We start from the raw sequence: 13,244 nt of genomic DNA, 5'->3' as shown, positions 1-13,244 counted from the left end.
TATTAGTGCGATTTCCGCGCGGACGAAAAAGCCAACTTAAAGTTTATAAAAGTCACATTGGTAAATTTTTATTAGGAGAGTGGCTGTTGCAGGCATTCTGTCGGAGTCTGCGGCCTCTAATAAAAATTCTGTCTTGGACAAATTCGATTGACAGCCATCGCGGCCAGTGCAACATTACCCAACGTTAATGAGGGGTGGGTACAGCATGAAAGTGCAGCCCAGCCACAACACTGGAGAAGACAACATGGCTGAGAGAACCTTGTCGGGCCTGACCGAAGAAGAAGCTGTCGAATTCCACGATCAGTTCAAGACCACCTTCAGCGCCTTCCTGATCCTCGCCGCCGTCGCGCACGTGCTGGTTTGGGTTTGGAAGCCCTGGTTCTGATCCGACAGGATCCTGACTTCTAAATTCTGACTTTCTATTCTGGGGGAACTTTTCCATGAGCAATCCGAAAGACGACTACAAGATCTGGCTGGTCATCAATCCCTCGACCTGGCTGCCGGTGATCTGGATCGTCGTTCTCGCGACCGCGCTGGCCGTGCACACCTTCGTCCTCAGCGTGCCGGGCTACAACTTCCTGGCCTCTGCCGCCGCGAAGGTTGCCACGAAGTAAATTCCTCTCTTTTGAGGGGATTTTACCGATGGGTGCGGGCGGTGATTGAGCTTTGTTTCTCAGCGCCGCCCGTTTCCATTCAGTGCCGTGTAGTTCAGGGGGGTGTTTGACCCCTCCTAAATTTCGGAGATTGAGACATGGCTGAAAGAAGCTTGTCGGGACTGACTGAACAGGAAGCTGTGGAAGTCCATAGCCAGTTCCAGACCGCCTTCCTGACCTTCCTCGTTTTCGCTCTCGCCGCCCATGTGCTGGTGTGGGTTTGGAAGCCTTGGTTTTGAGCCCGCTCCAATATTTTAGGGGAATTCACATGAGCAATCCCAAAGACGACTATAAGATTTGGTTGGTCATCAACCCGTCGACCTGGCTTCCCGTGATCTGGATTGTTGCGCTGGTTACCGCGCTGGCCGTCCACACCTACGTTCTCAGCGTGCCGGGCTACAACTTCCTGGCCACGTCGGCCGCGAAGCACGCCACGAAGTAAATCGACAGTCAGGCTGGAGATCATCACGTCCTGTTGTGAATGGGGGGCTATTCACAATAGAAAGCGGTCCAGCTTGCCAGGGCAGATTTCGGCCCCGCCGTCGTGGCTGGCAATTGTCTTTTGTCCTGATATTCCGCTGTTGGGTTTTACTCCCTGCCGACATTTCTCAGGGTGAGACCCGACAGCGGCGGTGTGTTTTTCAATTGGTGGCTCACGGTGAAATGTTGGACGGTCGGTCCAGCCGTGGTCGTAAATTGTTTTTCTGATTGTCAGCGCCTTCTCCGACCGCTTCATAAAGAAGCGCGCAGATGCTGCCGATCATCGCTTTGCACCGGGGTACTTGACCCCAGAGGCCAGGATTGGCCCGCAAAGCCAGCGCTTCGCCATTTTCCATGTCTGCCAAAGTGAGAATCTCTGGCAAATCGCCCTGGAGCTTGATATCCGTGCGTGATCAGTCTATCTCAACCCTGATGACGTTCCCCTGCCGAGGGCAAATGCTCTCTTGGGCAGTGGCAGAGTTGCGTTTTCATAGTTCTAAGTGCCGGCTCCCCCCATCGGCCCTGTGCCTTGACGAGAGGCTTTATCGTCTTTGCCCAAATTTCCCCCAAAGATTACCACTCTCCCGACGATGCCGCGACAGCCGGAAACTTCGGGTGCTCTGGTCCCGATTGCCGCCATTGAAAAAGAGACAGGACTGACCAAAGAAGTCGTCCGCAAGTGGGAAACCCGCTATGGCTTCCCATGTCCAGATCGTGACGAAAACGGCGACAGGCTTTACCCGGCGGAACAAGTCGATCAACTGCGGATGATCCGGCGATTGATCGGGGCCGGTTTGCGCCCCGGCAAGGTCGTCGGCCTGGACATGAAGACCCTGGAGCGGATGGTCTGGGAAAGCTCGCCCTCCATGTCATCTCAACCGACCGAATTTTCACAGCAAGTCCTCGATACGGTCTTGCAACACGATATTCCTCGCCTGAAAGACCTGTTCAAGCAGCAATGGGCCCGCGATGGGCTGACCGATTTTATCGGCAAGACCCTCTCCGAGCTGACCCTCTTTGTCGGCGAGGCTTGGCTGCGGGGCGATATTCGGATGTTCGAGGAGCATATCTACACAGAAGCGGTCCTCGACGTTCTGCATGACGCGATTAGAACCGTCTCGGGGTCGTCTGGCTGGCCCCGTGTTCTGATGTCGACGGCTCCCGGAGAAATTCATACGATTGGCCTGCTGATGGCAGAAGCGATGTTGTCGATGGAAGGCGCTTCCTGCATCCGTCTGGGAGCGCAGATTCCGATGGCGGAATTGGTTGCCGCAATCAATGCCTGCCAAGTCGATATCGTCGGCTTGTCGTTCAGCATTGCCTATCCCGCACGGAACGCCACCCAGTTTCTGAACACATTGCGTAGCCGAATCGAGCCTCCCACTGAGATTTGGGTCGGTGGTCTCGGCGTGACGCGCCTGAAGCCGATGGCTGGTGTGCGCTATCTGGACGACCTTGACGACGTTGCTCCGGCTCTGAATGCCTGGAGAAGTGAGCATAAGCCTCAGACTCCGGTTTCATACGCGGAGACGAGACCCTCGCGCATCGCGTAGCGAGTCAGTTCCGCCGTGGTATGAAGGCCTAGCTTCCGTTTGAGGTTGCGGCGGTGGACCTCGACCGTTGACACGGTGATTCCCATTCTGGCTGCAATCTCAGCAGCTCGAAGCCCATTGGCCAGTCGGCAGAGAACTTCGCGTTCTCGCGGGCTGATCACGCTGGGCGGCGGAGCCAGCGCCTTGGCGTCGTTCTGGATGCGCTGGATCATCACTTGGGTCGCTTCTTGCGATAAAAAGTTATGACCGGCGGCAATAGAGCGGATGGCGGAGATCAGTTCGTCTGCCCCAGCCGACTTAACAACATAGCCCCGCGCTCCGGCCTTCAACATTTCTTCGATGTAAAGTCGGTCGGCGTAACCGGACAGGGCGATGACGCGGACGGCGGGATACAGCTTCGCGACTTTGCGGGCTACATCGATACCATTGATATCGTGGAGGCCGATGTCGAGGAGGAGGACATCGGGACAAATCTGCGCAAGGGTCGAGAGGGTCTCCTCTCCGGTGCTGGCTTCGCCAATGATTTTGATATCGGCTTCAGCTTCCAGCGGCACACGCAATGCCTCGCGGAACATGCGATGGTCATCGGCCAGCATCACGCGAATGGTCGTCATAGACCCTCTGCTATCAAAGTGGGCGGAGCCTCAAACTGCATGTACAGAGTTACCACGGTTCCGTGTCCCGGATTGCTCTCGATTGTCACAGCTCCTTTCAGGTAAGTGATGCGTTCCCGCAGGCTGTTCAGTCCAAAGCCTTTTGGGGACGATGTTGTCCATCGAGGGTCCGCAATTCCAATGCCTTTGTCTGTCACCGTAATGACGATCCGGCCGTCTTCCGCTCTCACCTTGACTTCGGCCGTGTCGGTTTGGGCGTGCTTGGAGACATTGATCAGGAGTTCGCGCACCGCACGGAACAAAATCGCCGATTGTGCGCTGGTGAGAGGTTTCGACGCACCGTCGTCCTCGACCGAGACGTCCAGGCTATAGATCCTTCCCATCTCGTCGGCCAGCCATCCCAGCGCAGGCACCAGCCCGAGTTCTCTCAGTACCGGAGGGCTGAGTTGGGAGGTCAACGAGCGAACCATGCCACTTGCTTCGGCAAGAATAGAGTTCAGATCCGAGATCAAACTCTCGGAAAAGAATCCGTCTCGTATGGATTTCGACAACGTACCCAATTTGATCTTGGCGACATGCAGCATCTGGCCGAGATCGTCGTGGAGATCTGCGGCGATGGCCTGACGTTCTCGTTCCTCCGCCAGCGTCGTCTTAACCGCCAACTGGCGCAATTGCTCGGTGCGTTCGATGACGCGCTGTTCCAGCTTGCGTCCCTGGTCGGCCAATTGAAGATTGATGGCCTTGATCCTGGCCTCGGCTTCCATCCGCTCGGTGATGTCGCGGGCAATCCCGAGAACGCCGACCAGTGCGCCGGAATGATCGAGCATCGGGGTTCGGATTGTCGCCATGAAAGCCCGGTGGCCGTCATTGGCGAACGTCATGATCTCGTCGGTGATACAGGGCGTTCCCGCAGCGATCGCCGCACAGTCTCTTTCCCGGAAGATCGCCGCTTGCTCGTCGTCGAGAAAGTCACGATCTGCCTTGCCGACGATCTCGGCGGCGGAAGCGCCCAGGAACTGCTCGAACGCGGTATTGCAGGTCAGGTAGACCCCCTCGGGTGTCTTCAGCCATACCAGATCGGGAATCGTCTCAAGCAAGGTGCGTAATTGGGTGCGCTCGTTATCGAGGCTGATCTCCATGAGCTTGCGTTCGGTGATGTTCTCGTGCGCCACCACCGCGCCTTCGCACGGCGCGATCATCGGGTAGACGCTCATCCGGAACCAACGGGGGGCGTCTGGGGAGTCGCAAGGGTAGTCGAGAACGAAATGATCGGATGTTTTCTTCAGGATCGACTCGATCCCGGCCCAGGCGTCGATCGCGTCCTTTCCATCCGCCTGATCCGCTGAGGCGATGCAGATGTCGCGGTAACTGAATGCCGTTACATTTTCCGCCAGCCACACGGCTTCGTTGTTTTGGGCGAATTTACACCAAGCCTTGTTGACGGAGACAATGCGGCCTTGGGGATCGAGGACGCAAATGTGTTCCGGGATCGAATCAAGGATGGTCTTGGCGAAGGCTTCACTCTCCCGCAATGCCTTTTCAGCGTTCTTTCTCTCGGTGATGTCGAGATTGACGGCGACATAATGTGTGACAATTCCATCCGGGTTCTTGACCGGGGCGATATGGCTCTCTTCCCAGTAGAGGTCACCATTCTTTCGTCGGTTCAGAAGCTCGCCGCTCCAGATGTCTCCCCCGGTCAGATTGTCCCAAAGAGCCTGGAATGTTTCCCTCGGCGTTTCCTGCGATTGGATGATACGGGGGTTTTTTCCGATCACTTCGGCGGCGGTGTATCCGGTGACCTCGGTGAAGCGCGGATTGACATACTCGATTTTGGCGTCGAGGTCGGTAATCACCACCGAGGCCGGACTTTGCTCGATCGCGGTCGAGAGTTTCCTCAGCGATTCTTCCATCTGCCGACGTGCGGTGATGTCGCGTTCGATTGAAATCAATTGCGCAACCTGGCCGGTGCGGTCGAGGACGGGAAGGATGTCCATATCGACCCAGAATGGCTTGCCGTCCTTGGTTTGGCGCAGCACTTCAACCCGCACCGCTTCCCGTCGCGCGAATTGTTCACCCATGCGGGCAAGGTCGGCGGCCCCGGTCTTTGGGCCGAACATGATCTCGGCCTGCATTTCCGTCAGTTCCTCGGCGGTATAGCCACTTAACCGCTCGAAGGTCTCACTGACCCACAGGATTTTCTGGCTCTGACCCGGCTCGAAGTTCGGCTCGGTCACCAGGATCGCCTCGTTGACGCGGGACAGTACGGTCTGAAGGATGTTCAGTTCGGTTTTGTAGCGGTGCTGAACCTCGATTTCGATCAGTGAACCGAGTTCCCCCGCGGAATCCAGCTCGGCCTGGCTCCACGGCAGAGACTGCCCTCGGATATTCTGGAGGAAGAGCGCGAACGATTTCCGTGGTGAGATGCGTCCGCTTTCATCGACGAAGTGCGCGTGTTCAGGATCGCCAGCCCAGCGCACCGAATGATAGCGCTCGTTGCGAAACCAGATCATCGTGATGTCGGGCCGGTCTCGCAGCGAGACGAAGATTGCCCCCGCCACCCCGTCGTTGCATTCGGTTACCCCCAGGTCGCGGGTCAAGGCGCTCGACGCGAAGAAGGTCGGGTCGGTCTCTAGTTCCCTGCGCCGTGTCTGTAACTCCCGGATGCGGGCCGCGTCGGGCGTCACTCCCATGGTCTGGATCGACTCATCGACCAGCAGCGCGAATCCGTCGGCACCGACCACTTCCAGAAGGTCGGCGCGACTCTCGTGCTGCATCAGCGACTTGAAATCATGGACCCCCATCGCATCGACTAGTCTGCGGCGGCGAAGGGCCAGCCCATATTCCCGCTCGCGCCGCTGCCGTATCTGGGTCGCCTCGACCAAAGCGGCAATGTCTTCGAACATCCACCCCAGCGTATCGCGCTCGGCTGGACTGAAGAATCGCGGCTCCAGTGTGTTCTGACACGACACCAGTCCCCACAGGCTTCCCTCCACCACCAAAGCCCCGACCATGGTCGAACGGACATCCATGTTGGTGAGATATTCGATATGGATCGGCGAAACGCTCCGTAGACACGACCGCCCCAGATCGATCGACCGGGCTTCCCGTCGTGCGATCAGCCCGGACGGGGTATAGCGGACGTCGGGGATCAGCCGCACCTTGCTTAATTGGAACAATTCACGGGCTTGGCGGGGAATGTCGCTCGCGGGGAAGTTGAGCCCGAGATAGGCGGCAACATCATCGGCGCGAGCTTCGGCGATCACCGCCCCATTCCACGCTTCGTCGAAGCGATACAGCATCACCCGATCGAATCCGGTGATGTCGCGGATCATCTCAACCGCGTTCTGAGTAATCTCGGGAATGTCACTCAGTCGGCGCAGGCGGGCCAGATCCCGGCGGCAATTATAGATCAAGCGTTGGATTGACGCCCGTTCCTGATTGGCGGTTTCAAGATCGACGACGATCAGGCCGGCTTCGTTGGTGCTTGACCGGGCATAGAGCGTCTTTCCGTTCAGCACCAGTGGCACCAGCGGTTCCAACCCGTCGATCTGGGGGGCGAGAAGGGCAGCCTCGACGTCCCATCCGACGATCAGACCGATCCGACGGCCAAGCAGGCTTCCGGCCAGAAGTCCGAACAATGCCAGACACGATTCACTCGCCGCCTCGATGGTACGGCTCTCGGCGTCCAGGACCAGCAACGCTCCGTGCGGTTGGACCGCTCCGGGATAGCGAATTGGCTCCGTCTCGCATGAAGACGTGTCAAGGGGACTCATCGAGCACTCTCACGGGTCACCGTATCGCGATGCTTCCGAGACGGGAGGATAGGTTCAAGAGAAAAACAGTCAAGAAAAACAAAACAACCGTATCAAGCAGCCCCAATCGACACCTCAATTTTTGCATGATTGTAGCCATTTCGTGCCGCGACGGCGCGGGCACATGTCAGGGTGTCCTCGACGGAGGTACACCATTGCGCCGGAAAGCGGCCGGGATCGCCAAGCCATGTGACCAGGCTGGGCACGGCCTTGGCGATCCCGCAGAACTCGTCGCAAACGGCGCTAACCAGCATCTCTCCGGCATTGGCAAGTCCATTGCCGGAATTGGCGGCAAATGCTGCCGCAAGCGTTTCGAAATCGGGCTGGGAAATCCAGTCGTGCCGCGCTTCGCGCAGAACCTCCGCCGCCTTCAGCAGTTTGCGGTATTTGACTCGCCGCTTGGGTATGGTTGCCGACAACTCATCGTAGAGTAGGTCGAGATGGCTTTCCAACAGCCAGCGGGGCATTCCACGGGATGCCAGCAGAACACCGAGCCATTTGATCTGCTGGATCACATAGGCCAGCGGATGAGACGTGAGAGTCACCATATAGCCGCCATCCGAGCGCGAGAAAGCTTCTCCCCGCTCGGCATAGCGCGCCATGAAATACGGGTTGGCCTCGTAACACCGAGCCGCCGCCCTCAATGCCGCATCGATCTCACGATTGTCGCACGGTAAAGGGGTAATTCCCGCATTTTCATTGTAAAGAGGATTGTCTTTGTTCGGCACAACCTTATCGTAAAATAATTTGCCATTCTCTTGAAATTAACCCCCGATTCCGATCTCATCAATTCCCAGATATTGCTATAAATATTACCTACTAATTGGTAGCTGGAGACGCGGTGGTAAGGCTTTCCTGCCAACGACGATCAGCCATCTGTTCGATCTCGTCGAAAAAGCGAACTGCGGCGCGCACGGTTTCATCTGCGTCAAGCGGCCCCAGACGATCGGCCAAGGTCCAGAAGTTGAGCCAGTCGCGCTCATCCTGCTGACCATCGAAAAAGCGTGTGATGTGCTTGCACTCAGAAGGAAGGCGCTCGATCAGCGGAGCCAGGATCGCGCGTCCCCCGAGCGAGCCACCCTCGATCACATAGCGCATGCCGATGTATTCGGAGGGAGACGAGGGGGGCTGTCCGGACCAGAACGGACCGATATCAGATGCGGCGATTTCCGTGCGCCCCAGACTTTCGAGATCAGCGGCCAGCCATTCACTCCGACAGGGCGGCACGCTGTCTAGATCGGACAAAAATGCGGCAAAAGCCCGCTCGCTGGGAGCGTGGAAGCAATATAGCGCCAACAGGGCATCGCCATAGAGGCTGGCGGTCAATTCGCCCCGTACCAATGGTGCCATCAGAGGGTGGTGGTCAATGCGGTGGTGAGCCGCCTTGGTCGCCTCGCGCAATTTCGGACGCAAGATGTCATAGAGGGAAGCCCCGGTCGTCATTCGCCTCATCCCTTCCTGGTTTACTGCTGAATACCTATGATTGGTGGGGGCGGACGGGGGATGTCCCCGTATCCGTGTCCCGTATATCATCTGTCCCCGGTTATATTCTTCGTCCCCAAGCCGGAAATCCATGGATCAATTAGGGGGGAAGATTTCTTTCCCTTGTTACGATTGTGTGTTCTGGCGAAAACATGCCGACGATTCTAATCGAAGCCAGTGGTCTCAATCGGCGTCGAATTATAAGTGTATGAACGCTTCCTCTTTACCGAGGAGTTGAACGACTGTTCCGATCCTTGATGCCAAGCGCGCCCCTCTCCGCCGAATCATGTCCACGATTTTCAGGAATTTTCTCTTTCATCAGAAAATCCCTGTATCAGGGATCAATGATCTGGAGTTGGTGTGATTTACCTTTCTGTCGTCGAGTCTTGTCAGTGTGGTATCGTATCGTGAAGGTAGAATTTTTTGCGAGCGGATCTCTGGCGGCATAAGGACGATCGATGAAGATCACCGTTAATGAGGAAGCTGGGGGGCTGAACGTCCTGCTGGACGGAGTTCTCGATTTTTCTGCCAGCACCGAGTTCAAGAAGCTGGTGCAGCGTTTGGTCATGTCCAAGGGGAAACGCCTGACCTTCGATCTGGCCCGAGTGTCGCGGATCGATTCTGTTGGTCTCGGTCTGCTGCATATCGCCCGCGAGGAATTGGGCGACAACGCCCAGCGCGTCCGTCTGATTTCGGCCCAGAGCGGAGTGATGCGAATGCTGGAACTCACCGAGGCGGGCAACGATTTCGATATCGTGCCCTGACGGTGGCTTCTTAATCCGCTCCGGGTTGGTTCCGGTCAATCCAGTTCGAACACCGCTTCGATCTCGACAGCGGCGTTGAGGGGGAGTGATGCGACGCCGACAGCGGCGCGGGAATGGCGTCCGGCATCGCCAAGAACCGCGACCATCAGGTCGGATGCCCCGTTGATGACCTTGGGTTGGTCGGTGAAATCGGGTGTGCTGGCAACGAATCCGCCCAACCGCACCAGCCGCTTCACCCGGTCGAGATCGCCGCCAGCGGCAAGGCGGGCTTGGCTTAACAGATTGATGGCGCACTGACGCGCGGCGCTCTGGCCGTCCTCAAGGCTGACATCTGCTCCAAGATGACCGCTAACGGTGACTTTGCCATCGACCAGCGGCAATTGACCCGACACGAACACCAGAGAACCGCTCGTGACGAAGGGGAGGTAATTCGCTACGGCGGCGGCAGGGGTCGGTAGAGCCACCCCCAATTCAGCCAAGCGGGATTCGATGCGTCCAGTCATGACCCAGGATCTCCTGAAAATGGAGTTCCAGATTAGAGGTAAATGCTCCCCAAGGGAATTGCCTGCCTGATACCGGACGACCCTCGATTTGAGTCGTTGGTCGGTTGCATTGCACTTAAGATTGCATAGGGGGCGCGCTGCAATCTGTGCTCAAAAGCGAATTTGGTTGGAAAGGGTAGGGAGGCGGAGACGTTGCCCGACGAATCCCTTTTCCTGCGGCACTTTGGCCGCCATACATAAAAAATAAGGTCGTCGCCCGCGCGCCGGAGAGAAATCAACCAGCGCGCGGGAGACGGCGGCTCAGCGCGGAGCGATCACCATCACCATCTGGCGCCCTTCCATCTTGGGCACCTGCTCGACTTTGCCGAGAGCTTCGAGATCGTCACGAACCTGTTCGAGGAGCTTCATGCCGATGTCCTGGTGAGCCAGTTCACGACCACGGAAGCGCATGGTCACCTTGACCTTGTCACCTTCGTCCAGGAACTTCTTCATGCTCCGCATCTTGACGCCGTAATCGTTCTCGTCAATGTTGGGGCGAAGTTTGATTTCCTTGACTTCGATGACTTTTTGCTTCTTGCGCGCTTCATTCTTTTTCTTCTGGGCTTCGTACTTGAACTTTCCGAAATCCAGAATCTTACAGACTGGCGGATCAGCGTTGGGAGAGACCTCAACAAGGTCGAGCCCAGCTTCCTCGGCCATCAGCAAGCCTTCGCGCAGGGTGACGACACCGATCATCTCACCGTCGGCGCCCACCAGACGGATGGAACGCACATCGATTTCACGATTGACGCGGGGCCCGTCGGATCTGGGCGGCGTCTGCATGGGCGGTCTAGCTATAGAACACTCTCCATCGATTTGAGTATACAAAACGGTCGGAGCGCTTAAAGCGTCCCGACCTCCCTTTGTTGGTTCGCCCACCGATCAGGCGGGCGGAGCGGATTCTTTCGCCAGTGTAGCCACTGCCTGATCCAGCGCAACAATTTCTTGGTCGCTTCCCCCCAGACGGCGAATGGCGACAGCACGATTTTCGGCCTCGCGCTTGCCGACCACCAACAGAACCGGCACTTTAGCGACCGAATGCTCGCGAACCTTATAATTGATTTTTTCGTTGCGAAGGTCCAGTTCGGCGCGCAAACCGACGGCACGCAGGGCCGCCTGGACCTCGCGGGCGTAATCGTCGGCGTCAGAGACGATGGTGGTGACCACGACCTGAACCGGAGCCAGCCACATGGGGAAGCGCCCGGAAAAATTCTCGATCAGGATGCCGATGAAGCGTTCGAACGAGCCAAGAATGGCTCGATGCAGCATCACCGGGCGTTTTTTGGTGCCGTCTTCGGCCACATAGGCGGCGTCCAGGCGCTCGGGCAGAACAAAATCGACCTGAAGCGTACCGCATTGCCAGTCGCGGCCGATCGCGTCGCGTAGGACGAATTCGAGTTTGGGGCCGTAGAAAGCCCCTTCGCCCGGATTGAGAACGGTTTCCAGTCCGGCGGCTTTGGCGGCTTCGAGCAGGGCGCTTTCCGCCTTGTCCCAGGTCTCGTCGGACCCGGCCCGCTTCACCGGGCGGTCGGAGAACTTGACCCGGACGTCAGTGAAGCCGAAATCCTGATAGACCTCCTTCAGGAGGTGACAGAAGGCGACGGTTTCCGAAGTGATCTGATCTTCGGTGCAGAAAATGTGAGCGTCGTCTTGGGTGAAGGCGCGCACGCGCATGATGCCGTGCAGCGCGCCCGAGGGTTCGTAGCGGTGGCACGAGCCGAACTCAGCCATGCGCAGCGGCAGGTCGCGATAGCTCTTGATCCCCTGGCGGAAAATCTGGACGTGACAGGGACAGTTCATCGGCTTGACCGCCAGATGCCGTTCGTCCTGGGTCGTGATCGTGAACATGCTCTCAGAGAATTTATCGGCGTGGCCCGATGCTTCCCACAGCGAGAAATCGACCAACTGCGGAGTCTTGACCTCCTGGTAGTCGTTGGCCTCCAGCCGGCGGCGCATGTAGGATTCCACCGCGCGCCACAGCACCCAGCCCTTCTTGTGCCAGAATACCGATCCAGCAGCCTCTTCCTGCTGGTGGAACAGGTCCATCTCGCGGCCAAGGCGGCGGTGATCGCGCTTCTCAGCCTCTTCCAGCATGTGGAGGTAGGCGTCCAGTTCCTTTTTGTCGAACCAGGCGGTGCCATAGATGCGCTGGAGCATTTCGTTGCGCGAATCGCCGCGCCAATAGGCACCGGCAAGCTTCATCAGCTTGAATGCCTTGCCCAGCTTTCCGGTTGAGGGCAGGTGCGGCCCACGGCACAGATCGATGAAGCTGCCCTGGCGGTACAGGCTGATCGTCTGACCGGCAGGGATCGCCGCGATCAGTTCTGCTTTGTACTTTTCGCCTAGACCGAGGAAGAAGGCGACAGCCTCATCGCGATCCCATTCCTCACGGGTGATTTCTTCGTTGCGCTCGACGATCTCCGCCATTCGAGCTTCGATCTTGACCAGATCGTCGGGGGTGAACGGGGTCGGCCGGGCGAAATCGTAATAAAAGCCGTTTTCGATCGACGGGCCGATCGTGACCTGAGTCTCTGGGTACAGTTCCTTGACCGCTTCGGCCATGATATGGGCGGCGTCATGACGCAGCAGGTCGAGTGCCTCGGCCCCGCTCTTCGCGGTGAGGATCGAGATCCGCGCATCGGCGGAAATGATGGTCGATAGATCGCACGGCGCGCCGTCGATAGTGATCCCCAGGGCCGCCTTGGCAAGTCCGGTGCCGATGTCCCGAGCCAGATCGAGGCCAGAAATCGGGGAATCGAACTGACGGACCGAACCGTCGGGCAAGGTGATGGCGACCATGGAACTTCTCTTTCGAGCAATCGGGTACGGATAGGGGGAGAGACTCTACGGCGAAACCGGCGCAAGTCAAGGAAAGCCGGAGGATTTAATCCCTCCCTGACGACGATTAATGCGGTTGGTGTTAATTTGCGCTGGCGGGATAGCGTTTCCTATGGTAGATGCTGTGCCGCCCCGCCCCGGAGCCCCGTTGGCGGAATTGGTAGACGCACCGCACTCAAAATGCGGCGACCTTCGGTCGTGCTGGTTCGACTCCGGCACGGGGCACCAATCTTCGGGGGCGGGTTAGTTTATTAAGTCTTTTTATCCTTGATTGTCTCGCTGGCGGATTTTGAAGCCGAAAGTGAGACACTTTCGGCCTCGGTCTGTTCCGGGACCAGCAGGTGCATGGCCTGATCCGCAAGGCGTTTGCGATCGGCTTTGCGGATATAGAGCACCGCCTGCTTCGGACTCTCCCATCCATAAATCGCTTCAGCTGATGCTCGGTCGCGCCGTTGTTGGCGGCGATGATCGCCTGCAACTGGGGTGGGATCGGCAGTTCTCGGACC

13 protein-coding genes and 1 tRNA gene are annotated in these 13,244 nt (G+C 57.8%); 7 read left to right on the top strand and 7 right to left on the bottom strand.

Annotated features, from left to right (window positions below; all coding sequences use genetic code 11):
* Window positions 1-244: 244 nt before the first annotated feature.
* The 5 genes from pufB (PHAMO_RS04220) (at window position 245) to PHAMO_RS04195 (ending at window position 2,686) form a co-directional block, all read left to right on the top strand.
* Window positions 245-385: a light-harvesting antenna LH1, beta subunit gene (pufB, locus tag PHAMO_RS04220; protein WP_002726759.1), complete on the top strand. Its 141-nt coding sequence runs from the start codon at window positions 245-247 to the stop codon at window positions 383-385.
* Between the two features lie 55 nt (window positions 386-440).
* The gene (pufA, locus tag PHAMO_RS04215) at window positions 441-614 is read left to right on the top strand and encodes a light-harvesting antenna LH1, alpha subunit (protein WP_002726757.1); all 174 of its coding nucleotides are present in this window, start codon (window positions 441-443) and stop codon (window positions 612-614) included.
* Window positions 615-751: 137 nt separating this feature from the next.
* The gene (gene pufB / locus PHAMO_RS04210) at window positions 752-892 is read left to right on the top strand and encodes a light-harvesting antenna LH1, beta subunit (RefSeq protein WP_040566179.1); all 141 of its coding nucleotides are present in this window, start codon (window positions 752-754) and stop codon (window positions 890-892) included.
* Between the two features lie 29 nt (window positions 893-921).
* Entirely contained in the window at window positions 922-1,095 is a 174-nt protein-coding gene (gene pufA / locus PHAMO_RS04205) for a light-harvesting antenna LH1, alpha subunit (protein ID WP_002726755.1), read from the top strand.
* A 589-nt stretch (window positions 1,096-1,684) separates the two neighbouring features.
* Complete coding sequence (locus tag PHAMO_RS04195; protein WP_155801541.1) at window positions 1,685-2,686, top strand: MerR family transcriptional regulator; 1,002 nt, start codon at window positions 1,685-1,687, stop codon at window positions 2,684-2,686.
* On the opposite strand, the gene PHAMO_RS04190 is transcribed toward PHAMO_RS04195, so the two are convergent.
* The 4 genes from PHAMO_RS04190 to PHAMO_RS04175 form a co-directional block, all read right to left on the bottom strand.
* Window positions 2,638-3,300, bottom strand: coding sequence for a response regulator (locus PHAMO_RS04190; RefSeq protein ID WP_002726749.1), 663 nt, complete (start codon window positions 3,298-3,300; stop codon window positions 2,638-2,640). The genes PHAMO_RS04195 and PHAMO_RS04190 overlap by 49 nt on opposite strands.
* Window positions 3,297-7,073, bottom strand: coding sequence for a PAS domain S-box protein (locus tag PHAMO_RS04185; protein ID WP_002726747.1), 3,777 nt, complete (start codon window positions 7,071-7,073; stop codon window positions 3,297-3,299). Before PHAMO_RS04185 ends, PHAMO_RS04190 begins: the two co-directional genes overlap by 4 nt.
* A gap of 92 nt (window positions 7,074-7,165) precedes the next feature.
* Window positions 7,166-7,840 (bottom strand): hypothetical protein, encoded by a 675-nt coding sequence (locus PHAMO_RS04180; protein ID WP_040566176.1) that lies wholly within the window; start codon window positions 7,838-7,840, stop codon window positions 7,166-7,168.
* Between the two features lie 91 nt (window positions 7,841-7,931).
* Entirely contained in the window at window positions 7,932-8,555 is a 624-nt protein-coding gene (locus PHAMO_RS04175) for a biliverdin-producing heme oxygenase (RefSeq protein ID WP_002726743.1), read from the bottom strand.
* Window positions 8,556-9,052: 497 nt separating this feature from the next.
* On the opposite strand from PHAMO_RS04175, the gene PHAMO_RS04170 reads away from it, so the two are divergent.
* Complete coding sequence (locus PHAMO_RS04170; protein ID WP_002726742.1) at window positions 9,053-9,358, top strand: STAS domain-containing protein; 306 nt, start codon at window positions 9,053-9,055, stop codon at window positions 9,356-9,358.
* A gap of 35 nt (window positions 9,359-9,393) precedes the next feature.
* On the opposite strand, the gene PHAMO_RS04165 is transcribed toward PHAMO_RS04170, so the two are convergent.
* From PHAMO_RS04165 to thrS, 3 genes are all read right to left on the bottom strand, one after another.
* On the bottom strand, window positions 9,394-9,861 hold the full coding sequence (locus tag PHAMO_RS04165) for a RidA family protein (RefSeq protein ID WP_002726741.1): 468 nt from the start codon (window positions 9,859-9,861) through the stop codon (window positions 9,394-9,396).
* 300 nt (window positions 9,862-10,161) lie between these two features.
* Window positions 10,162-10,683: a translation initiation factor IF-3 gene (infC, locus tag PHAMO_RS04160; RefSeq protein WP_002726740.1), complete on the bottom strand. Its 522-nt coding sequence runs from the start codon at window positions 10,681-10,683 to the stop codon at window positions 10,162-10,164.
* A gap of 99 nt (window positions 10,684-10,782) precedes the next feature.
* Window positions 10,783-12,699 carry a threonine--tRNA ligase gene (thrS, locus tag PHAMO_RS04155; protein WP_002726739.1) on the bottom strand — a complete coding sequence of 639 codons (1,917 nt, stop codon included), beginning with the start codon at window positions 12,697-12,699 and terminating at the stop codon, window positions 10,783-10,785.
* Between the two features lie 181 nt (window positions 12,700-12,880).
* On the opposite strand from thrS, the gene PHAMO_RS04150 reads away from it, so the two are divergent.
* A tRNA-Leu gene (locus PHAMO_RS04150) sits at window positions 12,881-12,966 on the top strand.
* The last annotated feature ends 278 nt before the right edge of the window (window positions 12,967-13,244 follow it).

The organism is Magnetospirillum molischianum DSM 120 (genome assembly GCF_000294655.1).
Lineage (GTDB): Bacteria > Pseudomonadota > Alphaproteobacteria > Rhodospirillales > Magnetospirillaceae > Phaeospirillum > Phaeospirillum molischianum.
Note: the sequence above shows the minus strand (reverse complement) of the source record. Positions and strands in the feature narration are given on the sequence as shown.

Bases quoted from the DNA above. Each gene is read 5' to 3' on its own strand.
- pufB (WP_002726759.1), top strand. From the start codon at position 245: ATGGCTGAGAGAACCTTGTCGGGCCTGACCGAAGAAGAAGCTGTCGAA.
- pufA (WP_002726757.1), top strand. From the start codon at position 441: ATGAGCAATCCGAAAGACGACTACAAGATCTGGCTGGTCATCAATCCC.
- pufB (WP_040566179.1), top strand. From the start codon at position 752: ATGGCTGAAAGAAGCTTGTCGGGACTGACTGAACAGGAAGCTGTGGAA.
- pufA (WP_002726755.1), top strand. From the start codon at position 922: ATGAGCAATCCCAAAGACGACTATAAGATTTGGTTGGTCATCAACCCG.
- PHAMO_RS04190 (WP_002726749.1), bottom strand. From the start codon at position 3,300: ATGACGACCATTCGCGTGATGCTGGCCGATGACCATCGCATGTTCCGC.
- PHAMO_RS04185 (WP_002726747.1), bottom strand. From the start codon at position 7,073: ATGAGTCCCCTTGACACGTCTTCATGCGAGACGGAGCCAATTCGCTAT.
- PHAMO_RS04175 (WP_002726743.1), bottom strand. From the start codon at position 8,555: ATGACGACCGGGGCTTCCCTCTATGACATCTTGCGTCCGAAATTGCGC.
- PHAMO_RS04170 (WP_002726742.1), top strand. From the start codon at position 9,053: ATGAAGATCACCGTTAATGAGGAAGCTGGGGGGCTGAACGTCCTGCTG.
- PHAMO_RS04165 (WP_002726741.1), bottom strand. From the start codon at position 9,861: ATGACTGGACGCATCGAATCCCGCTTGGCTGAATTGGGGGTGGCTCTA.
- infC (WP_002726740.1), bottom strand. From the start codon at position 10,683: ATGCAGACGCCGCCCAGATCCGACGGGCCCCGCGTCAATCGTGAAATC.
- thrS (WP_002726739.1), bottom strand. From the start codon at position 12,699: ATGGTCGCCATCACCTTGCCCGACGGTTCGGTCCGTCAGTTCGATTCC.